Below are 24,134 nucleotides of genomic sequence, written 5' to 3' on the forward strand. Positions count from 1 at the left end.
TAGCGTAGGCACATGCGATGGTGGAAGGTACTGGGTCTGGCCGGTGTCGCGGGGGTCGCGGCCACGGGCGCGGTGATCGCGCGGGCGGAGCGCCGCCGCCAGGCCTACACGCCCGACGAGATCCGCACCCGCCTGCGCGCCCGGCTGGAGGAGCCGCCCGAGGACGACCTCAAGCCCGCCGACGCCCCCGCCGGCCTGTCCGCCGGCGCCTTCTCCGACATGCCCGCGGCCCCGGGCGACCGCCGGTCGCTCAGCGGACGTCTGCGGGATCGCGCGGACCAGCTGCGGTCCCGACTGCGCCCCCGGCTGCGTTCCCTGCTGCGGCGGGAGGGCGGGTGACCGGTCCCTGCGCGCTGCCCGCGGGCTCGTGCGGGACGTCCCCGGGCCCGCGGCGGGGCCCGGGTCCGGGCGGGCCCTCCCCGGTCTCCCCCGCGTCGTCCCGCAACGGGCGGTAGAGCGCGGAGCGGGGGTCGTGAAGCCCGGCGTACGCCTGGTGAACGTTCATGATCACCAGCATCAGGACCGAGAAGATCGCGTACTGCGCGCCGCCCAGCCCGACGGCCAGGTCGATCGGGAGGGTCAGGGCGACCACCGCCCGGACGGCCGCGTCGGCCAGCGCCCCGATCCCCCAGACGGCCGTGGAGACCCGCCATATACGCCGGAAACGCGGCGAGGTCTCCCACAGTTCGTCCCAGGACGCGCGCCTGTCGCCGGTCCGCCCCTCCAGCAGCGGCCGGGAGAACCGCAGGGCCAGCGGGCTCGGCCCCCGCGCGGTGGCCAGGAACCAGCCACCGGCCACGACCATCAGCAGGGCGCCCTTGAGGAGCAGCAACCTCGGGTCGTTCCCGAGGAACGACAACGCCGCGCTCAGCAGCATGAGGCCCGTCATGAAAAGCCCCAGGGAGTCCAGGCGGCGCTCCCTGACGAGGGTGACCACCATCCCGGTCCCGGGCACGAGGGAGCTGACGACCAGGGAGGCGACGTAGCCGACGCCCGCAGCGCGCAGGACGTAGTAGAGCCCGACGGGCAGCACGAAGTCCACCAGCATCAGCACGGCCGCGGTGCGGCGGCGGCTCGCGCTCACGCCCCGCTCCGGGTGGCCAGGTCGAAGATGGTCACCAGCTCGGCGGCGTAGCGGGCGGTGTCGACGTCCGCGCCGCTCTCCAGCAGGAAGGGCAGCCCGTCCACGGACCGCTGGATGCTCATCGCCATCACCCTGGGCTCGAAGTCGCGGAACTCGCCCTCCCGCTGCCCCCAGCGCAGGATCTCCTCGATCTGGGACAGGACGCCCAGGTCGGTGGCGGCGTCGTAGGACCCCTCGCCGTTCTCGGGGCGGTGGTTGACGAAGATCTCGTACAGCGCCCTCATCCGGGCGCGGTGGGTCGCGATGAACTCGACGGTCCCGGTGATGTAGGCCCTGATCGTCCCGGCGGCCGTCGTCTCCGCCCGGAGCCGCGCGGACATGAAGTCCCCCATCTCGCCGTGGACCTGGGCGACGATCCGGGCGATCAGCTCGTCCTTGCCGCGGAAGTGGTACGAGATCAGGCGGGTGCTGCTGAGCCCGGCCCGCTCGGCGATGCGGGCGAAGGACGCGTGCCCGTAGCCCAGCTCGGCGATGGTCTCGACGGCCGCCTCCACGATCTGCGCGCGCCGTGCGACGGCCGCGGGGCCCGGAGATCTCGTTACTTGCATGAGTAAAAAGTAACTCAAGTGAGTAACGACCGCAACGGCACGCGGCACGGGCCGGGCCCCCGTCCCGCGGATCGGCGAGGCCCGGCTCCCGTGTGCCCGGGGTCAGCCGAACCGGATCGTGGCCGGGTCCCACCCCCGCGGCAGCGGTTCCGGCACCGGGCAGCCGCTGCCGACCTCCACGAACTCGGCCCGTTCCGCGGACTCGGCGATGGCGATCATCGTGTCCAGGACGTGCAGGCCCAGCTCGCCGGTGGCGCGGTGCGGCCGTTTCCGGCGGACGGCCTCGGCCATGTCGAGCACGCCGAGACCGCGACCGGCCTCGGTGCCCTCGGTGGGCACCGGCGTCCAGTCGTCGTCGCCCGCCCGGCGCAGCCGGACCTCACCGCCGAAGGTGTTGGGGTCCGGCACCCGCATGGTGGCCTCGGTCCCGGTGATCTCGATGAACCCGGTCCGGTGGAGCGGCGAGTCGAAGGTGAACACCATCGTGGCGGCCTGCCCTCCGGCGAACTCCACGAGCGTGGTCACATGGGTCGGGACCTCGACGGGGAACCGCGTCCCGGCCCTGGGGCCCGAGCCGACGACCCTCTCGTCCCTGGCCCTGCGGCCGACGGCGGCCACCCTGCGCGCCGGGCCGAACAGGGTCGTCAGCGCGGTCAGGTAGTAGGGGCCCATGTCGAACAGCGGCCCGGCCCCCGGCTGGAACAGGAACTCCGGGCTGGGGTGCCACGACTCGGGTCCCGGCCCCTGGAACAGGGTCAGCGCGCTGAGCGGCCTGCCGATGCCGCCCTCGGCGACGACGCGGGCGGCGGTCTGCAGCCCGGCGCCCAGGAAGGTGTCGGGCGCGCTGCCCAGCAGCACCCCGGCCGACGCCGCGGCCTCGACCAGCACCGCGCCGGACTCCCGGTCCGTGGTGAACGGCTTCTCGTTGTAGACGTGGCGCCCGACCCGGACCGCGGCCAGCGCCACCCGCGCGTGCGCGGACGGGATCGTGAGGTTGACGACCAGCTCCACGTCGGGGTGGGAGATCACCTCCGACGAGGTGGCGGCCACCGGCACACCGTACCGCGCGGCGACCTCGCGGGCGCGCTCCAGGTCGAGGTCGGCGCAGGCCACCACCCGCACGCCCGGGAAGGAGACGAGGTTGGACAGGTACTGGTGGCTGATGGTGCCGCAGCCGACGACCGCCACTCCGAGGGGTCCGGTCACCGGCTCACCCGTCCGCTCGCGACCAGGTCGGTCAGGTAGGCGTGGCTGTCGGCCAGCGCCCGCAGCATGTCACCGGCGCAGTGGTCGAGCTCCACGATCCGCACCGCGTCCGGCGCGGCCTTCAGCGCCTCGACGACGGGCACCCGGCCCGCCCCGACCGCCGTCATCGGCCCCTCCCGCGTGGCGGGGCCGTCCTTGACGTGCAGGTGGCTCACCCGGGCGCCCAGCCGGGTCAGCAGCTCCGCCGGGTCGACCCCGCCGGTCGCCGCCCAGTAGAGGTCGACCTCCAGCAGCACCGAGGGGTCCAGCAGGTCGGCCAGCACCTCCAGGGCGGGGCGGCCGTCCACCCGCTGCTCCAGCTCCCACCAGTGGTTGTGGTAGCCGAGGCGCAGGCCGTGGTCGGCGGCCTCGCGGGCCGCCTCGCCGATGCGCGCGGCAGCCAGCTCCACCCCCTCCCGGTCGGCGAACCACTCGCCGGGCGCCGCGGGCACGATGACGGTGTCCGCGCCGACGGTGACCGCCGCGGCCAGCGCCGCCGCGCGCCCCTCGTCGAGCAGCGGGGCGTGCACGCTGCACACGGTGAGCCCGGCCTCGGCGAGCTCGTCCCGCAGCCCCTCGGGGTCGAGGTGGGCGTCGTAGGGCTCGACCGCGCCGTACCCCATCTCTGCGATCGCGCGCAGCACGGCGGGGCGGCCGGTGGCCGCCTCCTCCCGTACGGAGTAGAGCTGGACGGCGAGTGGGCTCATGGGCACGGTCCCTTCGGCGTTCTGGGTGCTGGATCCGACCTGCGTCGGTGGTCTTCTCCTTCGGAGACGTCCGGCCCGCCCGCGGGGTTCACCGCCCCGGAGGCGTCCGATCCGCGGGCGGGGTCCTCGTCCCGGCGGGCAGGACCAGGGCCGCGGCCCCGTACAGCCCGGCGTCGCGTCCCAGCGAGGTGCCGGCGACGGTCATGCGGCGCAGGAAGCCGAGGCCCGCCTGCTTGGCGACCGCCTGGCGCAGCGGGGCGAGCAGGGTCTCGCCGGCCCCGGACACGCCGCCGCCGATGACGACGTCGTCGATGTCGAAGAGCGCGCCGGTGGTGAGGATGCCGACGGCCAGCGCGTCGGCGGCCCGCTGGAAGGCCGTCCGCGCGACCGGGACGCCGCGCTCGGCGTCCCGTGCGAGCGCCCGCGCGTCCGGGGCGGGCCCGGCCGGGCTCCAGCCGCTCGCCAGGGCCCAGCGGACCATGCCGGGACCGCTGGCGACCACCTCCAGGCAGCCGAACGCGCCGCACGGGCACGGCTCGCCGTCGCGGTCCACGCAGATGTGCCCGATGTGCCCGGCGTTCCCGGTCGGTCCCAGGTACGGCACGCCGTCGAGGACGAGCCCTCCCCCCACGCCGGTGGAGACCACGATGCCCAGCAGGGCCCGGGAGCGCGAGCCGTGCCCGCCCCGCCACCACTCCCCCAGCGCCATGCACTGCCCGTCCCCGGCCAGCGCCACGGGGACGCCGGGAAGGAGCGCGCTCACCGCCTCGACCAGCGGGAACCCCCGCCAGGACGGGATGTTGACCGGGCTCACCGTGCCCGCGACGGCGTCGAGGGGTCCCGCGGAACCGATCCCCACCCCGATCAGGTCCGCGGCGGGACCGGCAGGTCCGTCGGGGTCGGCGGGGTCCCGCACGCCCGCCACCTCGCGGACCAGCGCGGCCAGGGTCGCCGAGGGGTCGGGGCCGACCGGCGTCTCCAGCCTGCGCGTCATGGTCCCGTCCGGCCCGACCAGCGCCGCGGCGAACTTGGTGCCCCCGATGTCGATCGCGAGGGCGGTCATCCCCGGCCCCCCGGGACGCTCGGCACGGTGGCGGGACGGGCGGCCGGGGCCGGCGCGCGACTGGGCAAGGGAATCCTCCGGCTGCCGAGGGTCGTGAGACGTTCTCCTACCCGACGAGCGGGCAAACAGGCTGACGGTACGACGGCGATGACAACGTTGTCAACGACGTGCCGGAGGGACGGCGGGTTCGCGGGGACGGCGGGGACACCCGCCGGAAGGAGGGCAGCGAAATCGCAGGAATTCAGAGGAACGCTGTGGGTTGCCGAGACCTGTCCGGATTCAACGTGGATACGGTTAGCCCAGGAGCGATGTGAGGAGATTGCGATGACGCACGAACGCGCGGGGCGGCCCGCCGAACCGTCCGACCTGGTCGACGTTGCCCGCCTGGTGACCTCCTACTACTCCCTGCACCCGGACCCGGGCGAGGTCGGCCAGCGGGTCGCCTTCGGGACGTCGGGGCACCGGGGCTCCGCGCTGAACGTGGCGTTCAACGAGGACCACATCCTCGCGACCAGCCAGGCCATCGTGGAGTACCGGGCGGCGCAGGGCGTCGACGGCCCGCTGTTCCTGGGCGCCGACAGCCACGCGCTCTCGGAACCGGCCCGGGTGTCGGCGCTGGAGGTCTTCGCCGCCAACGGCGTGACGGTCATGATCGACGACCGGGACGGCTACACCCCGACCCCGGCGGTCTCGCACGCGATCCTGGCGTACAACCGCGACCGGACGACCGGGCGGGCCGACGGGGTGGTGGTGACGCCGTCGCACAACCCGCCGGGTGACGGCGGCTTCAAGTACAACCCGCCGCACGGCGGCCCGGCCGACACCGACGCCACCTCCTGGATCCAGGACCGGGCCAACGCGCTGATCGCCGGCGGCCTGAAGGAGGTGCGGCGGATCCCCTACGCAAGGGCACTGGCCGCCGACACCACCGATCGCTACGACTTCCTCGGCCGCTACGTCGACGACCTGCCCTCGGTGGTCGACCTGGACGCCGTCCGCGAGGCGGGGGTGCGCATCGGCGCCGACCCGCTGGGCGGGGCGAGCGTCGCCTACTGGGGCGAGATCGCCGAGCGGCACCGGCTGGACCTGACGGTGATCAACCCGCTGACCGACCCGACGTGGCGGTTCATGACCCTCGACTGGGACGGCAGGATCCGGATGGACTGCTCGTCGCCGTACGCGATGGCGTCGCTGATCTCCAACCGGGACGCCTTCGCCGTCTCCACGGGCAACGACGCCGACGCCGACCGGCACGGCATCGTCACCCCCGACGGCGGGCTGATGAACCCCAACCACTATCTCGCCGTGGCCATCTCCTACCTGTACTCCCACCGGCCCGGCTGGCCCGCGGACGCCGGGGTCGGCAAGACGCTGGTCAGCAGCGGCATGATCGACCGGGTGGCCGCCGACCTGGGCCGCCGGCTGATGGAGGTGCCGGTCGGGTTCAAGTGGTTCGTACCGGGGCTGCTGGACGGCTCGCTCGGCTTCGGCGGCGAGGAGAGCGCGGGGGCGTCGTTCCTGCGGCGGGACGGCTCGGTGTGGACCACCGACAAGGACGGCCTGATCCTGGCGCTGCTCGCCGCGGAGATCATCGGCACCACCGGCCGCTCGCCGAGCGAGCACTACGGCGACCTGACGGCCAGGTTCGGCGACCCGGCCTACGCCCGCGTCGACGCTCCCGCCACCCGGGAGGAGAAGGCGGTGCTCGCGAAGCTCTCGGCCGAGCAGGTCACCGCGGACACCCTCGCAGGGGAGCCGATCACGCAGGTGCTCACCTCCGCCCCCGGCAACGGGGCCGCGCTGGGCGGGCTCAAGGTCTCCACCGGGAGCGCCTGGTTCGCGGCCCGCCCCTCCGGCACCGAGGACGTGTACAAGATCTACGCGGAGTCCTTCAAGGGGCCCGAGCACCTGGCCCGCGTGCAGCAGGAGGCCCGCGACCTGGTCTCGGCCTCGCTGGGCTGACCTCGGAGGCGCCCGGGCCGGTCACCGGCCCGGGCGGCCCTCAGTCTCGGGCGAACATGCGCCAGGCCTCGGGCACGACCGTCCAGCGGCGCCGGCCGACGTGGCCGGTCAGCTCGCCGTCGGCGTTCACCGGGACGGGCTCGCCCTCCACGGTCACCTCCCTGCCGCGCACGGTCACCACGTCGCGCAGCGTGGGATGGGTGCCGCGGCGCAGGTGGAGGGCGTAGACGAGCCTGCTCAGCGGGCCGGTCGCCAGCGAGACGACGACGTCGGCCATGCCGTCGTCCGGCCTGGCCCGCGGGGCCAGCGGGGTGCCGCCGCCGATGGTGATGCCGTTGCCGAGGCCGACCATGAGCACCTTGCGCCCGCCGTCCAGGCGCCTGCCGTCCACGGTGACGCGCAGCCTCCAGCCGGGGCTGCGCACGCCGGCCAGCAGCGCGCCCACCGAGTACGCGATCCGCCCGAGCACCGGCTTGAGCGGTGTGGCCTGCTCCGACGCCTCGGCGCCGATGCCGAGGTGGACCACGTTGACCACGACCCCGCCCTCGTCGTCCACCATCAGGTCGAGCGGGCGGGGCCGTCCGGCGAGCACGATGCGGGCGGCCTCCGAGGGGTCGAGCGGGATCTTCGTGCCGCGGGCGAAGTCGTTGCCGGTGCCCAGCGGGACGAGGCCCACGGTACGGCCGCCCAGCTCGCCCCTGCGGTGCAGGGTGGCGACCACCACGTGCAGCGTGCCGTCGCCGCCCAGGACGACCACGTCCCTGCCGGGCCAGGCGTCGAGCATCTCGTCCAGGTCCTTCTGTCCGGCGGGCGCCTCGACCACGTCGGCGCCGCCGTCGCGGAGCGTCCGCAGGGCCGCGTTCCTGGCGTCGTCGCCGGCGCTCCCCGCGTGCTCGTTGTAGATCGCCAGCAACTCTGCCATGTCACTCCTCGTCACTCCTCCGCGTGATCGTCGCTACGGTCCTGCCCACGCGGGCCCCGATCACGCCGGTTCCGTTCCAGCCGCCACCGGCGCAGGGCCACCCAGGCGCCGCACGTGACGCCGATCAGCACGGCGATGGCGTGGACGACGCCGACACTCGTGTCGGAGGTGTAGCCGTTCCCCGCGACGAGGATCGCCATGAGCAGCGCGGCCAGCAGTGCCGCGCCCACGCCGCCCACGAGGCCGAGCCATCCGGCCCTCAGCGCGAGCGACAGGGCGCTCAGCGAGCGGGGCGCCGGTGTCAGGACGCCCATCAGGCGGCCCACCACCACCTCGGGGTCGTCGTCGACCGTACCGGCGACGAGCTGCACGGTCGTCCCGCCCCGTTCCGGCTCGCTCAGGCAGATCCAGCGCCGGCCGTCCAGGAAGACGGTGGCGCCTCCCATCCCCGGGACGGTCAGCCAGATGAACGGGCTGCCCTCGGGGAACGCCCTGACACCGTGCCTGGCCATCGGCGCGTGCAGGTCGATCGCCGCGCCCAGGGCCCGCAGCGCCATCTCCTGGCCGGATATCCCCATGGCCGCCTCCCCTCCCTCGTCCACTTCGTAACGTGTGACGCGACGGTTGCCGGGGGGAGGGCCTGCCCGTCGCGGGGCCCGGCCGGAAGGTTCACCGGCCGGGCGACGGCCCGTGGGGGGCCGGGACCCGCGGGTCCCGGCGGACGGCGGGGGCGGGTCTCACCCGGGGGATCCGCTGAGGGAGGGGCGGCTCGCGGACCGGGCCCGCGAGCAGACCTCGTCGAGCATCCGGCGGAGCCGCTCGCGGTGGTCGCGGTCGGTGAGCCTGCCCTCGGCGTCGAACGGCTCGGGCGGCGGGCCCGACGGTGAGATCAGCAGCTCCGCGCCGTACACCACGGCTCCCGCCGCGCCCAGGGCGCGTCCGAGCTGGATCTGCGTCCACATCGCCTCGTGCGTGCGCGGGCAGGCGGTCACCACGCCCACGGGCTTGCCCACCAGCACCGCTCCGCCGCGCGCGGACGCCACCCAGTCCAGGGTGTGCCCGAGCTGGGCCGGGAGGGTGCTGTGCGCCGGGGCGGCGATCAGCACACCGTCCGCGGCGGAGAGACGGTGCCACAGGTCGCTCACCGGCCGTGGAAGCTCGCCGTCCTCGAAGGGAGGAACCTGCTCCAGGCCGGACCAGATCTCGAAGTCAACCGTCGCGGGCAGCTCCCTGGCCGCCGCCTCCAGAAGCCTCCACACGTAGGCCCCCGGCAGGAGGCTTCCCGCGATCCCGACGATCCTCATCACCAGGCCCCATCTCTGTCGCGTCATCGCGACGTCATGAGCGAGGAAGATCCGACTCCGACCGAGCGGCCGCGCGCCCGCGGCCATCCGGTCCGGACCCCCTCCGAACTCTTCGAAAACCGCTGCACACCGCCACCGTGCCGTGATGGCGCGGGTCCGTCCGGGCCGCCCTGGAGATCGCGGCCACCGGAGCCCTCGGGACGGCGACCGCACCCTCCCGGGACGGTGCCGCGGGAGCGGTGCCGGCGAACCTCACACTCCATCACATCCGAGCCCTGCCCCCGGTTGGCGGGGACGAACATGATCGGACACATCCTTCGCGAAAAATATGGTCATCGCTCCGCCAAGGACGGCGTGCCCGCTCGGTGTCAGGGCCGCGCCCGCGCTAGGGAACCGGGCCGCGCTCCACGGGCCGGTCTCCGGTACGGACTCCCGGCCCCCGTCGGCCACGGAGATCACCACCGGATCCTGGATCTTCGTGAAGCCCGAGGGAGAGCGCTCTCCAAGCGTGCTATAAAGCTCTCATGAGCAGCGAAGATCCCCAGCCGGCCCCGGCGTCGCCCACCCTGGAGGACGTGGCCCGGGTGGCGGGGGTCTCCCGCGCGACCGTCTCGCGCGTGATCAACGGGATCCGCAACGTCGACCCGGAGATCCAGGAGAAGGTGCGCCAGGCCGTCGCCACCACCGGGTACGTTCCCAACAGGGCGGCCCGCTCGCTCGTCACCCGCAGGACCGGCTCGATCGCCCTGGTGGTCTCCGGGGCGGGCGGCGAGGGCGGGGCGGAGGACCCCTTCCCCAGCCGGGTCTTCGGTGACCCGTTCTTCGGCCGGGTGGCGAGCGGCGTGCTCGGCTTCCTGCGGCCGAGGGGCATGCACCCGGTCCTGATGCTCGCCGAGACCGCCGAGGCCCGCGAGCAGGTGATCTCCTACCTGCGGCAGGGCAACGCCGACGGCGCGCTCCTGGTCTCCACCCACCCCGCCGACCCGATGCCGAAGCTGCTCGTCGACGCGGGGACGCCCGCGGTGCTGTTCGCCAGGCCGTCCAGGCCGACCCCGATCAGCTACGTCGACCTCGCGCACCGGACGGGCGGGGTGCTGGCCGCCGACCACCTCGTCTCCCTGGGCCGCCGCCGCGTCGCGACGATCACCGGCCCCCTCGCGCTGCCCGCGGGCCAGGACCGGATGGCCGGTTTCCAGGAGGCGATGGCCAGGCACGGCCATCCCTACGTCCCCGTGGTGGAGGGCAACTTCACCCACGACAGCGGGGAGGCGTCGATGCAGCGGCTGCTGGCCGAGCACCCGGACGTCGACGGGGTGTTCGTCGCCAACGACCTGATGGCGCAGGGCGCCCTGGTGGCCCTGCGCGAGGGGGGACGCCGGATCCCCGAGGACGTGGCCGTGATCGGTTTCGACGACAGCAGCGTCGCCCTCGCCTGCCGCCCCCAGCTGACCACGGTCCGCCAGCCGATGGAGGACATGGCCGCGGAGATGGCGCGCCTGCTCCTCGCCCACATCGAGGAACCCGACCGGCGCGCGACCTCGGTCATCTTCGAACCCACCCTGGTGGTACGCCAGTCCGCCTGACGGGAACCGCTCCCGGCTTCCCCGCTTCCCCGCTCCCGATGGCGCTTCCCGCGCGCCCGGCGGCCCGGGACCGCCGGCACGACGCCCGGGACCGGTCATGGGCCGTACGCCGTCCACGAGTCGTGCCGTTCACCGGCCACGGGGCACCACCGGCCGCGGCTCGCGGCTCGCGACGGCAAAGAGGACAGAAAGCTACTAGACCGACATTTGGCGTGAAGGAAAATACCATTGACGGGTGGTGGTCCTGAGGCGCGTCACGCGACGGAGAGGGGGACCGGATGTCCCACCACAGCTCCGGCCTGGCGCGATCGGCCATGACCGTCCTGCAGCCCGGCTTCGCGGGCACCGAGCCTCCCACCTGGCTGCGCCGCGCTCTCGCCGACGAGGGCCTCGGCGGCACCGTGCTGTTCGCGCGCAACCTGCCCGACCCCGCCCGGACGGCCGGCCTGGTCGCCCGGCTGCGTGCGGAGAACCCCGCCGTGGTGATCGCGGTGGACGAGGAGGGCGGGGCGGTCACCCGCCTGCAGGCCACGACCGGGAGCTCCTGGCCAGGCAACCGGGCTCTGGGCGTGGGGGACGACGTCGAGCTGACCCGGCTGGTCGCCCGGGAGATAGGACACCTCCTTCGTACGGCCGGGATCACCCTGGACTACGCCCCGGTGGCGGACGTGGACGCGGGCCCGCACAACCCGGTGATCGGGGTACGTTCCTTCGGTTCCGATCCCGGTCTCGTCTCCCGGCACACCGCGGCCTGGGTCTGCGGGCTCCAGGAGACCGGGGTCGCCGCCTGCGCCAAGCACTTCCCGGGCCACGGCGGCACCGTCACCGACTCCCACCGGGCCCTGCCCACCGTGCACGCCTCCCTGCGGCTCCTCGCCGAGCGCGACCTGCCGCCCTTCCGCGCCGCGGTGTCCGCCGGGGTACGGGCGATCATGTGCGGGCACCTGCTGGTGCCGGCGCTCGACCCGGATCGTCCCGCGACGTCGAGCCGGCGGATCATGAGCGAATTGCTCCGCGAGGAGCTGGGCTTCGACGGCATGATCGTCACCGACGCCATCGAGATGCGCGCCGTCGCGGCCCGCCATTCCCCGGGTGAGATCGCGGTCCGTGCCCTGGTGGCCGGCGCGGACGCGATCTGCGCCGGTGTCTCCTCACCGGACGGCCGGAGCGTGTACGCGCTGCGCGACGCGATCGTGGACGCCGTACGGGAGGGAAGGCTGCCCGAGGAACGGCTGGCCGAGGCGGCCGCGCGGGTGCTCGCCCTGTCCGCCTGGCACGCCCGGAACGGCGGGAACGGCGGGAACGGCGATGACGCCGCCGCGCGGGCCGGGGCGGGAGGGGAAGGGCGCGCGGGGGCCGGTACCGGGTGGGGTGCGGGAGGCGTCGAAAGTGAGGAACTCGGGCTGAGGACGGCCCGCGCGGCCCTGCGCGTGATCGTCAGGGACGCCTCGTCGGGACCGCTCGGACAAGAGCCGTCCGGGCAGGGGGCGTCCGGCTCGCGCCTCTCCGGGCCGGTGCCGGAAGCGGCGACCGGGGCAGAGGTGCGACCGGGGCGGGGACCGATGCTGTCCGCTCCCCCGCTGGTCGTCGCCATCGCCCTGCGCGGTGATCGGACGGCCGCCCCGGCCCCGGTGGACCCGGCGGAGCGAGCAGGAGCGGACCCGGCGGAGCAAGCGGGACCGGAGGATCCGGCGGAGGGAGCAGGACCGGAGGATCGGGCCGGACACGCCGGCCCCGCCGAACCCCTCGCCGAACCGGCCGCGCCCACCGAGGCGATCAGCCTCACCGCGATCGCCGACGCCCTCGCGGAGGTGCTGCCCGGGACCGTGGGGCACACGGTCACCGCGCGGGCACCACGGCTGCCCGGCCTCGGCGGCCCGGAGCGTCCCCTCGTGCTGGTGGTGCACGACGTCCGGCTGCACCCCTGGGCCGGGGAGCTGCTGGCGCGGGCCCTGGCGCTCCGTCCCGATGCCGTGGTGGTCGAGACGGGACTCCCCGGGGAGCCCGCCGGAGCGGTGTACGTGACCACGAACGGCTTCTCGCGTGCCTCGGCCCGCGTCCTCGCCCGCCGGTTGACCGGTGGCGAATAGGCTGGCCCCGACGCGAAAGGTGTTCCATGAACGTCCCCGACGAGTCCGCGCCGGCGAACCCGGTGGCAACGGTGAGGGCCGTCCTGCCCTCGCTGACCCCGGCCGCCCAGGCCATCGCCCGCCTCATCCTCGACGATCCCGGCATGGTGGCGCGGAGCACCATCACCGAGTTCAGCGCGGCCTCGGGGACCAGCGAGGCCACGATCGTGCGCACCGCCAGGGCCCTGGGGTTCGCCGGGTACTCCCAGCTGCGCTTCGCGCTGGCCGCCGCGGTGGCCAGGCACGAGCCCGAGCGGCTGATCCCCGGCGACCTCGGCCCCGACGACCCGCTGACCGACGTGATCGCGAAGGTGGCCAGGGCCGAGTCGCAGGCGCTGGCCGACACCGCGGCGCAGCTCGATCCGATCCGGCTGGGCGCGGTGGTGGGGGCCGTGGCCGGGGCGCGCAGGGTCGACGTCTACGGGGTCGGCGCGTCCGGGCTGGTCGCGGCCGACATGGCGCAGAAGCTGATGCGGATCGGCCTGTCCGCCCATGCCTTCGCCGACGCGCACCTGGCGCTGACCAGCGCGGCGCTGGCGCGCCCGGAGGACGTCGCGGTGGCGATGAGCTGCACCGGGGAGACCCCCGACGTGCTGGCGCCCGTGCGCGTCGCGCGCAAGGCGGGCGCGACGACGGTGGCGATCACGAACAACCCGCGCTCGACGTTGGCCGAGCTGGCCGACCACGTCCTGGTCTCGGCGGGCCGGGAGACGGCCTTCCGCCCGGGGGCGCTGGCCAGCAGGATCAGCCAGCTCCTGATCGTCGACTGCATCTTCGTCGGCATCGCCCAGCGGACGTTCGAGACCTCGGACGCGGCGTTGCGGGCCACCCGGGAGGCCATCGAGGGCTTCAGGGCCGACCCACGCCGCAGGAGCAGGCCGTCCTGAGGCCCCCGCCCTTCCCGGGAGGGACCGAAAACAACCATGGAAGCGTCCGGGATCCCCGGAAAGGGCGGCCGAGCCGGAGTTCCCGGGAGAATAGGGCAGGCCGGAAGAACCGATTTCTGGCGCCGCCATGGGCTTTTGGGTACCCTCGATGACGAAGTCGAGAGGCGCTGCAACGGGTCCATGACCCGCCACGCTCGACCTCCATGTTCACCAAGGGCGCCTCCCGATAATGGGAGGTGGTCCAATGAACGATTCTTCGAACCATGGTGCCGGGCAGGTCCTCACCGAGGGTGGTCACACCGGTGCCGCGACGGCCTCCGAGCGCGTACGGGCCCTGCGGGAGCTGCTGGACAGTCGGATCGCGGTGCTCGACGGGGCCTGGGGCACGATGCTGCAGGGCGCCTCGCTCACCCCGGCCGACTACCGCGGCGACCGCTTCCTCGATCATCCGCGTGACGTGACCGGCGACCCGGACCTGCTGAACCTGACGCGTCCCGACGTCATCCTCGACATCCACCGCCAGTACCTCGCGGCGGGCGCGGACATCACCACCACGAACACCTTCACCGCGACCTCCATCGGCCAGGCCGACTACGGGCTGGAGTCGCTGGTCCACGAGATGAACCTGCGCGCCGCCCAGCTCGCGCGCCAGGCCGCGGACGAGGCGGGCGGGCGCTTCGTGGCCGGTTCGATCGGCCCGCTGAACGTCACGCTCTCGCTCTCCCCCCGCGTCGAGGACCCGGCCTACCGGGCGGTCTCGTTCGACGAGGTCCGCGCCGCCTACGCCGAGCAGATCCGGGCGCTGGACGAGGGCGGGGTCGACCTGCTGCTGATCGAGACGATCTTCGACACGCTCAACGCCAAGGCCGCGGTCGCCGCCGCCCGCGAGGTCGCCCCGCACCTGCCGCTGTGGATCTCGGTGACGATCGTCGACCTGAGCGGGCGCACGCTGTCCGGGCAGACCGTCGAGGCGTTCTGGAGCGCGATCAGGCACGCCGACCCGCTGGTGGTCGGGGTGAACTGCTCGCTGGGCGCGGAGCAGATGCGCCCGCACGTCGCCGAGCTGGCGCGCTTCGCCGACACCTACACGGCCAGCCACCCCAACGCGGGCCTGCCCAACGCGTTCGGCGGGTACGACGAGAAGCCGGAGGAGACCGCGGCGCTGCTGGGCGAGTTCGCCACCTCGGGGATGGTCAACATCGTCGGCGGGTGCTGCGGCACCTCCCCCGCCCACATCGCGAAGATCGCCGCCGCGGTGTCCGGCCTGCCGCCCCGGCGGATCGCGCAGCCGCCGGTCCGTACCCGCTTCAGCGGCCTGGAGCCCTTCGAGATCGGCCCGGACACCGGGTTCGTCATGATCGGGGAGCGCACCAACGTCACCGGATCGGCGCGTTTCCGCCGCCTGATCGAGGGGGGCGACCACCAGGGCGCCGTCGACGTCGCGCTGGAGCAGGTACGCGGCGGGGCCAACCTGCTCGACGTCAACATGGACGCCGACCTGCTCGACAGCGTGCAGGCGATGACGACCTTCCTGAACCTGATCGCGACCGAGCCGGAGGTCGCCCGCATCCCCGTCATGATCGACAGCTCGCGGTGGAGCGTGCTGGAGGCCGGGCTCAAGTGCGTGCAGGGCAAGGGCGTCGTCAACTCGATCAGCCTCAAGGAGGGCGAGGGCCCGTTCCTGGAGCAGGCGCGGATCATCCGGGACTACGGCGCCGGCGTGGTCGTCATGGCCTTCGACGAGGAGGGCCAGGCCGACACCGTCGAGCGCAAGGTCTCGATCTGCGCCCGCGCCTACGACCTGCTGACGCAGAAGGTCGGGTTCCCGGCCGAGGACATCGTGTTCGACCCCAACGTGCTCGCGGTCGCCACCGGCATCAGCGAGCACAACGGGTACGCCAAGGCGTTCATCGAGGCGCTGCCGCTGATCAAGGAGCGCTGCCCGGGGGCGCGGACCAGCGGCGGCATCTCCAACCTGTCGTTCTCCTTCCGCGGCAACGACGTCGTGCGCGAGGCCATGCACTCGGCGTTCCTCTTCCACGCCGTGCGGGCCGGCCTCGACATGGGCATCGTCAACGCCGGGCAGCTCACGGTCTACCAGGACATCCCCGCGGACCTGCTGGAGCTCGTCGAGGACGTGATCTTCGACCGGCGTGAGGACGCCACCGACCGGCTCGTCTCCTTCGCCGAGACGGTGAGCGGCTCGGCCACGCGCCGGGTCGTGGACCTGGCCTGGCGGGACGCGCCGGTGGAGGAGCGCCTGTCGTACGCGCTCGTGCACGGCATCGTCGACTTCATCGAGGCCGACACCGAGGAGGCCCGCCAGAGCAGGGGACGTCCCCTGGAGGTGATCGAGGGCCCGCTGATGGACGGCATGAAGATCGTGGGCGACCTGTTCGGGGCGGGGAAGATGTTCCTGCCGCAGGTGGTCAAGAGCGCGCGGGTGATGAAGCGCTCGGTCGCCTACCTGGAGCCGTACATGGAGGCGGAGAAGGAGCTGGCGCGGCAGGAGGGGCGTGCCGAGACCGAGCGCGGCCAGGGCAAGGTGGTGCTCGCGACCGTCAAGGGCGACGTGCACGACATCGGCAAGAACATCGTGGGCGTCGTGCTGGGCTGCAACAACTACGAGGTCATCGACCTGGGGGTGATGGTCCCGGCCTCGGTCATCCTGGACACCGCGATCGCCGAGGGCGCCGACGTCGTCGGGCTCTCCGGGCTGATCACCCCGTCGCTGGACGAGATGGTCACCGTCGCCGCGGAGATGCAGCGCCGCGGGCTGAAGCTGCCGCTGCTGGTCGGCGGCGCCACGACCTCGCGCCAGCACACCGCGGTCCGCATCGCCCCCGCCTACGACAACACCACGGTGCACGTGCTCGACGCCTCCCGCGTCGTCGGCGTGGTCTCCGACCTGCTGGACGGCGACCGGGCCCAGGAGCTGGACGTGAGCAACCGCGCCGACCAGGAGCGCCTGCGCGACCAGTACGCCAGCAAGCAGCGCACCGCCCTGCTGACCGTCGAGCAGGCCCGCGCGAACCGCGAGCGGGTCCCGTTCGACGAGCTGCCGGTCCCCGACTTCACGGGCGTGCGCGTCGTGGAGCCGGACCTGAACGACCTCCGCGCGATGATCGACTGGCAGTTCCTCTTCCTGGCCTGGGAGCTGAAGGGCAAGTACCCGGCGATCCTGGACCAGCCGGTGGCGCGCGAGCTCTTCGACGACGCCAACACCATGCTCGACCAGATCATCGCCGAGGGGAGCTTCCAGGCCCGGGGCGCGTACGGGTACTGGTCCGCCCGTTCCGAGGGCGACGACATCGTGATCGACGACCCGGCGGCGGGGCCGGGCGGCCTGCGGCTGCCGATGCTGCGCCAGCAGACGGTCAAGCCCGAGGGCCGGCCCAACCGGTCCCTGGCCGACTACGTGGCCCCGGCCGGGGACCACCTGGGCGGGTTCGCCGTGGCCGTGCACGGCGCCGAGGAGCTCGCGGCCGTCCACGAGGCCCGGCAGGACGACTACCGGGCGATCATGGTGAAGGCCCTGGCCGACCGGCTGGCCGAGGCGTTCGCCGAGTACATCCACCTCGAGGCGCGGCGGGCCTGGTACGAGCCGGACGCCGATCCCAGGATCGAGGACCTGCACGCCGAGCGGTTCCGCGGCATCCGTCCCGCGCTCGGCTACCCGGCGAGCCCGGACCACAGCCAGAAGCAGGACCTGTTCGACCTGCTGGAGGCCGAGAAGCTCGGCATGGGGCTGACCGAGTCGTTCGCGATGACCCCGGCGGCCAGCGTCAGCGGACTGCTGTTCGCCCACCCGGCGTCGCGGTACTTCACCGTGGGGCGCATCGGCAGGGACCAGGTGGAGGACTACGCGCGGCGGCGGAACATGAAGCTCTCCGAGATCGAGCGCTGGCTGCGTCCCAACCTCGCCTACGAGCCCGAGTAGTCCGGGCACGGACGCCCCGGGAGCGCACACCCGGGGCGTTCCCCGACGTCAGCCGCCGTCGCGGCCGGCCGCCTCCATGGCCGCCTCCAGCCGGTCTCCGTGCCGTTCCAGCAGCAGCCGGGCCCCGGCCGCGTCGAGGCCGTGCTCGATCATGAGCACCGCGGCCTTCACGTGCCACCCGGCGGACTCCAGGGTGGCACGGGCCACCGCCGAGGCCGCGCCGGTGAGGTCGCCGACCATCCGGGCGGCCCGGTCGGCCAGCTTGGAGTTCATCGCGGACACCTCGATCATGGTGTTGCCGTGGGTCCTGCCGAGCCGGACCATCGTGATCGTCGAGATCATGTTGAGGACCAGTTTCTGCGCGGTCCCGGCCTTGAGCCTGGTGGAGCCGGTCACCACCTCGGGGCCGACGATCACCTCGATGGGGTGCAGCGCGGCCGCCGACAGCGGGGTGCCGGGGTTGCAGGAGATCGCGGCGGTCAGGGCGCCGCGCCGGCTCGCCTCGGCGAGCGCGCCGAGCACGAAGGGTGCCCGCCCGCTCGCGGAGACGCCCACCACGGTGTCGAGCGCGCCCACCCCCCGCTCCGCCAGGGCGGCGGCGCCCGCGGCGTGGTCGTCCTCGGCCCCCTCGACCGAGCGGGTCAGCGCCGGCGGGCCGCCCGCGATGACGCCCTGGACGAGTTCGGGGTCGGTGCCGAAGGTGGGCGGGCACTCGGAGGCGTCCAGCACGGCCAGCCGTCCCGACGTGCCCGCGCCCACGTAGAACAGGCGGCCTCCCGAGCGCATCCGGTCCACGATCGCGTCGATCGCGGCCGAGATGGCCGGGACCGCCTCGCCCACCGCGGCGGGCACGGCGGCGTCCGCGGCGTTCATCAGCCGGGCCACCTGCTCGGTCGGGAGCCGGTCGATGTCGCCGTAGCGGGGGTCGCTCCGCTCGGTCGGCAGCGCCGACAGGACGTCCTCGGACATCCGAGGAACGCCGGGCGCCTGAGGGACGCCCGTCGCCGGCGGTGACCCGGGATCCGGGAGACCCGGGGACACCGGGGACACCGGGGACACCGACGAGGCCGACGAGGCCGACGTGGTCGGGGAAAGGGCCGATGGATCAGTCATGACATCCCATGTCGCTGGTTCTCCTGTCCCGCCACGCTCGGGCAGGCGGTCGTCCTTCGCCGGGCGCGTCACGGCCGTCTCCCCCGTCGCAGTCCCGTCCGCGGGTCCGTCGCCCGCGGGTCCCTCCCCGGGTCCGTCGTCGGGTCAGTCGGGTCAGTCGGGTCAGTCGGGTCAGTCGGGTCAGTCCGCGGGCCCTTCCCCGGGTCCGTCCCGGCGGCCGTGCCCTCCGGGGTCAGGTCCCGGCGGTAGAGCCAGAAGACCCGTTCGGCGTACGCGCCGAACGCGCGGGCGTAGAAACCGAGCGGTCCGGCCCAGCCGATCTGGGCGCTCGCCAGGCCGGCCGCGCGCTGCTCGGCCAGGCAGCGGCGCGCGAGCACCCGGCCCACGCCCAGGCCGCGCGCGGCCGGCGCGGTGCCCATCGGGCCGAACCAGGCGGGCCGCGTCCCCCAGGCGGCGAAGCCGAGGATCTCCCCGTCCCTGGCGGCGTAGTGGCAGCCGGTGGCCCGCTCGGCCTCCCAGGCCCAGCCGTCGTGCCACTGCTCGGCGACGAAGGCGCGGACGGCGGCGCGGTCACCCGGGGCCGCGGCGTGCACGGTGATCCCCTGATCCGCCAGCGCCGCGAGGTCGGCCTCGGCGGACGGACCGGCGGACGGGTCGTCGGTGAGGTCGGCGGTCATGTTCCAGGCGACGTGGTAGCGCCGGTAGCCCAGGCTCTCGGCCAGGCAGGCGGCCGGGGTGTAGCGCACGTCGACACCGGGCCAGGCGTAGCAGGGCGGGTTCCCGGCCAGCCGGATCTCGGCGGCCCCCCGGTCGCGCAGCCAGTCCTCGGCCGCGACGAGCAGCGCCCGGCCGAGACCCGCGCCCTGGGCGGCGGGGCGCACGGCCAGCAGGTCGACGTGCCCGACGCGCGGGTCGCGCCCGGACAGGGAGGCGAACACCGCCCCGTCGAGGTCGCGCGTCACCAGCGCCGTCCAGCGCCGGTCCGCGGGCGGCTCGGCGAGCCGGGCGACCAGGTCCGCCGCCTCGGCGACGTCGTGGACGAGCGCGTCCCGGGCGATCCCGGCGAGGGCCGCCGTGTCGGCCGCACCGGCCGCGCCGCCCATGACGGCCTCGCGGACGGCGGTCGCCGCACCGGCGCCTCGCGCACCGGAGGCGTCCCCGGACGGCGTCCGCCCGCCGGGAGGGCGCGCCCGCGGAGCGTTGCCCGCCGGGGTCACGACCGGCCCGCAGGGACGGCGACGACGTCGCGGGCGGCGGGATGGAAGCAGGCGTGCTCCTGGGGCGTACCCCCGTCGTGGCCCAGTACCGGGCGTTCCGACTCGCAGCGCCCGGTGCGGAACGGGCAGCGTCCGGCGAACAGGCATCCGGCGTCGGTGCGGCTCTCGTCGTGCGGCCCGGTCGGCGTCACCGCCTCCTCGCCGGGCCGCTCCAGGCCGTGCAGCACCGGGATGGCCGACAGCAGCGACTGGGTGTACGGGTGCACCGGGCCGGAGATGATCGTCTCGACGTGGCCGCGCTCGACGACCTCTCCCCGGTAGATGACGTACAGCTCGCCGTCGTCGCCGATGTAGCGGGCGGTGGCCACGTCGTGGGTGATGAAGAGCACGCTCACCCCCAGGCGCTCGCGCAGGTCCTTCAGCAGGGCCAGGATGCCCAGCCGCAGCGACACGTCGATCATGGAGACGGCCTCGTCGGCGACGAGCATCTCGGGGTCGACGGTGAGGGCGCGGGCGATGACCACCCGCTGGCGCATGCCCCCGGAGAGCTGGTGGGGGTAGCGGGACAGCACGTAGCCGGGGTCGAGCCCGACCAGCTCCAGCAGTTCCCGGGCGCGCCCGTCCGCCCACGCCCGCGACCGGCCGGTCTGCCCGGCCCGCAGCGAGAGCGGCGCGTCCAGCGTCTGGTGCACCGTCCGGGTCGGGTTGAGCGCGGAGTAGGGGTCCTGGTGGATGAGCTGGATGCGGCGGAAGTACGGCTGCCGCTGCCTGGGGCGCAGCGACGACATGGGGGTGCCGTCGATGGTGATCTCGCCGGAGTCGTGGGTCTCCAGCCCGGCGATGATCCGCCCGAGCGTCGTCTTGCCGCAGCCCGACTCGCCGATGAAGGAGGCCGCCCCGCCCTTGGGGATGGCGAAGTCGACGCCGCGCAGCGCCGGGACCTCCCGCCCGGCGAGCATGCTCCCCCGCTGCCTGAAGGTCTTGGTGACGCCCTGTCCGGTGATCACGCCTTCTCCTCCCCGTTCCCGTACGCCCCGCCGTTCCGTCCGGCTCCCGCCGGGACCGCGGCGCGCCCGTAGCCCATGGAACTCGCAGGGCCCGCGGAGCCCGTGTCGTCGGTCACGTCGGTCACGTCGGTCACGTCGGTCACGTCGAGCACTGCGCTGCGGCACCCGCTCCCCTCCGCGGCCCGCGCGGCGCTCCGGCCATCGGTCACACCGGTGCCCGCTCCCGAGCCCGCGTCCGTCCCCTTCGCAGAGCCGTTCACAACACCGTTCACAGAGCCGTTCACAGAGCCGTTCACCGGGCGCCCCGTTCCCGCGTCCGCCCTCGCGTCCGTCTCGGCGTCGCGGGCGGCGACCGCGTGGCAGGCCACGACCGACGCGCCGCGGGTGACCGCGGGCGGCTCCTCGGTCTCGCAGACGTCCATGCGCCACTCGCACCGTTCCCTGAAGACGCATCCCGTCGCCGGGACGGTGCCGAGCGTCGGTGGCCGGCCGGGCAGCGCCCTGGCCTCGCCGATGTCGCCGACCAGGCGCGGGATGGCCCGGATCAGGCCCTGGGTGTAGGGGTGGCGGGGGGCGCCGAGCACCTCGGCGGTCGGCCCCTGCTCCACCACCCGGCCGCCGTACATGACGGCCAGCCGGTCGGCGACCTCGGCGACCACGCCGAGGTCGTGGGTGATGACGAGCGTGGTCAGGCCGCGCTCCTCGTGGACCTCCCGGATGATCCGCAGGATCGTGGCCTGGGTGATCATGTCGAGGGCGGTCGTGGGCTCGTCCAGCACGACGAGGTGGGCGTTGAGGACCAGCGCGAGCATGATGCCGACCCGCTGGCGCATCCCGCCCGACAGCTCGTGCTGGTGGGAGTCGAGCACGCGCGCGCCGTCCATGCCCATCCGGCCGAGCAGGTCCCTGGCGTCCGCGACGAGCGCGCGCAGGTCCTCGATCCCGTGCGAACGGCCCAGGTCGAGAAGCTGCTTGCCGACGGTCTTGAGAGGGTTGAGGGAGTTCTGGGCGGCCTGGAAGACGTACCCGATGTGCCGGCCCCTGGCACTGCGCAGCGCGTCGCCCCGCAGCGCGGTGACGTCGCCGAGCCCGTCGATCTCCACGCCGCCCGAGCTGATCCTGCCGGGCGGCTGGACCGCGTTGAGCAGCGAGAGCGCCAGCGTCGACTTGCCCGACCCCGACTCGCCGACCACCCCGGTGATCGTGCCGGGGAGAAGCTCCAGGTCGACCCCGCGGACCGCGGGGAGCTCGCCCGCGCCCGTGCGGTAGACGACGGACAGGCCCCCGACGCGCACCCCGGGAGGCCCGTCCCGGCCCGCGTCCACGCCGGTCGCGCCGGGGGACGGCCGCCCGCCCGGTGTCACGGGCACCTTCTTCTGCGTACGTGCGAACATCGTCACTCCTCCCGCAGGCGGGGGTTGAAGATCTCGTCCATGGCGTCGACGACGAGGACGATGCCCAGGGTGAGCAGCAGGATCGCCAGCAGCGGCGCCAGCATGTACGGCAGCGCGGCGGTCGTCGTCAGCGCGCCGCCGCCGAACACGGCGAGGTTGAGCATGACGCCCCAGTTGTTGGCGTCGAACGGCAGGACGCCCAGGAAGAACAGGCCCACCTGCGCGTAGACCGCGCCGGTCACCGCGATGAGCATGTTCATCGCGATGAACGGGGCCATGCTGGGCAGCAGTTCCCTGCCGATGATGTGCCGGGTGGACAGCCCGAGCCCGCGGGCCGCCTCGATGAAGCCGCGCTCGCGCAGCGAGAGGGTCTGCGCCCGTACGGCGCGCGCCACCCCGCCCCAGCCGAGGAGTCCCAGCACCAGGCCCATCTGGAGCGGGCCGGTGAACTTCCACACGGTCGAGAGCACCAGCAGCAGCGGCAGCGCGGGGATGGTCAGCTTCATGTCGGTGATGCGCATCAGCACGCTGTCCCAGCGTCCCCGCCTGAACCCGGCGAACAGCCCGACCGAGGTGCCCACCGCGACCGTGATGACCGCGGTGACCAGGGCGGTCAGCAGGACGTACCGGGCCCCGGTGACCACCAGCGCGAGCACGTCGGTGCCCTCGAAGTCGGTGCCGAACGGGTGCGCCCAGCTCGGCGCCGCGTAGAGGGCGTCGTCGTCGCGCGGCAGCCGCGCGGGGTACAGCAGCGGCCCGAAGATCCCCATGAACGCGAACACGGCCAGGATGGCCACGCCCACGATGCGGCTGGGCTTGCGCCGCAGGACCCGCAGGACGCCGCGCCGGAAGTTGCGCCGCTGCGTGGCGCGGGCGCCTGGGGTGCCGGTGCCCGGCACCTCGGCGGTGCCCGGCGCCTCGGGCGTGCCGGACGCCCCGGGGATCACGGTCGGTGCGGTCATGAGGCCCCCTGTCCCGAGCGGACGCGCGGGTCGATCGCGGTGTAGAGCATGTCCGCCACGATGTTGGCGATGACGATCGCCACCGTGATCAGCAGGAAGGCCCCGCCCATCAGCGCGTAGTCGCGGTCGGTGACGCTGTTGAGCAGCAGCAGGCCCAGCCCCGGATACGTGAAGATCCGTTCGATGAAGATGGCGCCGCCGAAGAGCAGGCCCAACGAGAGCGCCAGGATGGTGAAGAGCGGCAGGATGGCGTTGCGCGCCACGTAGCGGAAGATGACGCCGCGCCGCATGCCGCGCAGCTCGGCGGCGAGGATGAAGTCGTCGCCCAGCACGGTGACCACGCTCGACTTCATCGCCAGGATCCAGCCGCCGTACCCGGCCAGCGCGTACGTCAGCACCGGCAGCGTGGCGTACTGGATCAGCGAGCCGACGTAGGCGGCGTTGAGCCCGGGCTCCAGCATGACGTCGGCCGTCCCGCTCGCGGGGAAGATCGGCAGCAGGGTGGTGAAGGCCGCGCTGAGCAGCAGCGCCAGGACGTACTGCGGCAGGCCGTGCAGGAGCGAGCCGGTGACGGCCAGCGCGTCGCCCAGCCTGCTGGAGCGCTTGATCGCCGCGTACACGCCCAGGATGATCCCGACCGTGAAGCTGAGCAGCGTGCCGACGAGCACCGGCAGGATCGTCCAGGCTGCGGCCGAGGCGAGCAGGGTGGTGACCTCGGCGCCGGGGACGCTCAGCGACCGTCCGAGGTCGAGGTGGAGCAGTCCCCTGACGTAGTCGGTGTACTGCTCCCACATCGTGCCCCGGGGCATGAAGCCGTACATCGCCGCGGTGGCGCGCTCGGCCTGCTCGGGCGACATGCCCTGCTCGACGAGCTTTTCGTAGCGGGCCCGCATGGGGTCGCCGGGGATGCTCCTGATGATCACGAAGCTGATCGTGGCGACCACCAGGATCATGGCGAACCCGCGGGCGAGGTGGCCCGCGAGGCGGCGTGCGATGACCGTCATGTG

At 73.9% G+C, this 24,134-nt stretch carries 20 protein-coding genes and 1 riboswitch; of the genes, 6 read left to right on the top strand and 14 right to left on the bottom strand.

All coding sequences use genetic code 11. The features are described 5' to 3' along the window. The first annotated feature begins 12 nt into the window (after positions 1-12). Positions 13-339 (top strand): hypothetical protein, encoded by a 327-nt coding sequence (locus tag ACIBCT_RS33555; RefSeq protein WP_399195571.1) that lies wholly within the window; start codon positions 13-15, stop codon positions 337-339. Here the strand turns inward: ACIBCT_RS33555 and ACIBCT_RS33560 are convergent. The 5 genes from ACIBCT_RS33560 to ACIBCT_RS33580 form a co-directional block, all read right to left on the bottom strand. Further along, positions 251-1,084: a VC0807 family protein gene (locus ACIBCT_RS33560; protein ID WP_399195573.1), complete on the bottom strand. Its 834-nt coding sequence runs from the start codon at positions 1,082-1,084 to the stop codon at positions 251-253. The genes ACIBCT_RS33555 and ACIBCT_RS33560 overlap by 89 nt on opposite strands. Next, positions 1,081-1,692, bottom strand: coding sequence for a TetR/AcrR family transcriptional regulator (locus ACIBCT_RS33565; RefSeq protein WP_399195575.1), 612 nt, complete (start codon positions 1,690-1,692; stop codon positions 1,081-1,083). The genes ACIBCT_RS33560 and ACIBCT_RS33565 overlap by 4 nt, the downstream gene beginning before the upstream one ends. Before the next feature lie 102 nt (positions 1,693-1,794). Continuing rightward, complete coding sequence (locus ACIBCT_RS33570) at positions 1,795-2,898, bottom strand: Gfo/Idh/MocA family protein (protein ID WP_399195577.1); 1,104 nt, start codon at positions 2,896-2,898, stop codon at positions 1,795-1,797. Next, positions 2,895-3,644 carry a sugar phosphate isomerase/epimerase family protein gene (locus tag ACIBCT_RS33575; RefSeq protein ID WP_399195579.1) on the bottom strand — a complete coding sequence of 250 codons (750 nt, stop codon included), beginning with the start codon at positions 3,642-3,644 and terminating at the stop codon, positions 2,895-2,897. The genes ACIBCT_RS33570 and ACIBCT_RS33575 overlap by 4 nt, the downstream gene beginning before the upstream one ends. 88 nt (positions 3,645-3,732) lie before the next feature. After that, positions 3,733-4,707 (bottom strand): ROK family protein, encoded by a 975-nt coding sequence (locus ACIBCT_RS33580; protein WP_399195581.1) that lies wholly within the window; start codon positions 4,705-4,707, stop codon positions 3,733-3,735. Between the two features lie 324 nt (positions 4,708-5,031). Between ACIBCT_RS33580 and pgm the strand changes: the two genes are divergently transcribed. Then, a complete protein-coding gene (pgm, locus tag ACIBCT_RS33585; protein ID WP_399195583.1) occupies positions 5,032-6,669 on the top strand; it encodes a phosphoglucomutase (alpha-D-glucose-1,6-bisphosphate-dependent) in 1,638 nt (545 codons plus the stop codon). A 40-nt stretch (positions 6,670-6,709) separates the two neighbouring features. On the opposite strand, the gene ACIBCT_RS33590 is transcribed toward pgm, so the two are convergent. From ACIBCT_RS33590 to ACIBCT_RS33600, 3 genes are all read right to left on the bottom strand, one after another. Beyond that, positions 6,710-7,591: a diacylglycerol/lipid kinase family protein gene (locus ACIBCT_RS33590; protein WP_399195585.1), complete on the bottom strand. Its 882-nt coding sequence runs from the start codon at positions 7,589-7,591 to the stop codon at positions 6,710-6,712. An 11-nt stretch (positions 7,592-7,602) separates the two neighbouring features. Further along, complete coding sequence (locus ACIBCT_RS33595; RefSeq protein ID WP_399195587.1) at positions 7,603-8,169, bottom strand: hypothetical protein; 567 nt, start codon at positions 8,167-8,169, stop codon at positions 7,603-7,605. 159 nt (positions 8,170-8,328) lie between these two features. After that, a complete protein-coding gene (locus ACIBCT_RS33600; RefSeq protein ID WP_399195589.1) occupies positions 8,329-8,922 on the bottom strand; it encodes an NADPH-dependent FMN reductase in 594 nt (197 codons plus the stop codon). 497 nt (positions 8,923-9,419) lie between these two features. Here ACIBCT_RS33600 and ACIBCT_RS33605 point away from each other — a divergent pair, with 497 nt between their 5' ends. From ACIBCT_RS33605 to metH, 4 genes are all read left to right on the top strand, one after another. Further along, positions 9,420-10,478 carry a LacI family DNA-binding transcriptional regulator gene (locus tag ACIBCT_RS33605; protein WP_399195591.1) on the top strand — a complete coding sequence of 353 codons (1,059 nt, stop codon included), beginning with the start codon at positions 9,420-9,422 and terminating at the stop codon, positions 10,476-10,478. A gap of 278 nt (positions 10,479-10,756) precedes the next feature. Beyond that, entirely contained in the window at positions 10,757-12,568 is a 1,812-nt protein-coding gene (locus ACIBCT_RS33610; protein WP_399195593.1) for a glycoside hydrolase family 3 protein, read from the top strand. A 26-nt stretch (positions 12,569-12,594) separates the two neighbouring features. Beyond that, a complete protein-coding gene (locus ACIBCT_RS33615) occupies positions 12,595-13,494 on the top strand; it encodes a MurR/RpiR family transcriptional regulator (protein WP_399195595.1) in 900 nt (299 codons plus the stop codon). Positions 13,495-13,647: 153 nt separating this feature from the next. After that, positions 13,648-13,723: riboswitch (S-adenosyl-L-homocysteine riboswitch) on the top strand. 15 nt (positions 13,724-13,738) lie between these two features. Further along, on the top strand, positions 13,739-17,434 hold the full coding sequence (gene metH / locus ACIBCT_RS33620) for a methionine synthase (RefSeq protein WP_399195597.1): 3,696 nt from the start codon (positions 13,739-13,741) through the stop codon (positions 17,432-17,434). Between the two features lie 48 nt (positions 17,435-17,482). Here metH and murQ read toward each other — a convergent pair whose 3' ends face one another. From murQ to ACIBCT_RS33650, 6 genes are all read right to left on the bottom strand, one after another. Beyond that, positions 17,483-18,403, bottom strand: coding sequence for an N-acetylmuramic acid 6-phosphate etherase (gene murQ / locus ACIBCT_RS33625; RefSeq protein ID WP_399195599.1), 921 nt, complete (start codon positions 18,401-18,403; stop codon positions 17,483-17,485). A 212-nt stretch (positions 18,404-18,615) separates the two neighbouring features. Continuing rightward, entirely contained in the window at positions 18,616-19,764 is a 1,149-nt protein-coding gene (locus ACIBCT_RS33630) for a GNAT family N-acetyltransferase (RefSeq protein WP_399195601.1), read from the bottom strand. Next, positions 19,761-20,771: an ABC transporter ATP-binding protein gene (locus ACIBCT_RS33635; RefSeq protein ID WP_399195603.1), complete on the bottom strand. Its 1,011-nt coding sequence runs from the start codon at positions 20,769-20,771 to the stop codon at positions 19,761-19,763. The genes ACIBCT_RS33630 and ACIBCT_RS33635 overlap by 4 nt, the downstream gene beginning before the upstream one ends. Beyond that, the gene (locus tag ACIBCT_RS33640; RefSeq protein WP_399195605.1) at positions 20,768-22,165 is read right to left on the bottom strand and encodes an ABC transporter ATP-binding protein; all 1,398 of its coding nucleotides are present in this window, start codon (positions 22,163-22,165) and stop codon (positions 20,768-20,770) included. Before ACIBCT_RS33640 ends, ACIBCT_RS33635 begins: the two co-directional genes overlap by 4 nt. A 2-nt stretch (positions 22,166-22,167) precedes the next feature. After that, positions 22,168-23,127, bottom strand: coding sequence for an ABC transporter permease (locus ACIBCT_RS33645; RefSeq protein ID WP_399195607.1), 960 nt, complete (start codon positions 23,125-23,127; stop codon positions 22,168-22,170). Then, a complete protein-coding gene (locus ACIBCT_RS33650) occupies positions 23,124-24,131 on the bottom strand; it encodes an ABC transporter permease (RefSeq protein ID WP_399195609.1) in 1,008 nt (335 codons plus the stop codon). Before ACIBCT_RS33650 ends, ACIBCT_RS33645 begins: the two co-directional genes overlap by 4 nt. Between the last annotated feature and the right edge of the window lie 3 nt (positions 24,132-24,134).

Source organism: Streptosporangium sp. NPDC050855 (assembly GCF_044456585.1).
GTDB classification, from domain to species: domain Bacteria; phylum Actinomycetota; class Actinomycetes; order Streptosporangiales; family Streptosporangiaceae; genus Streptosporangium; species Streptosporangium longisporum.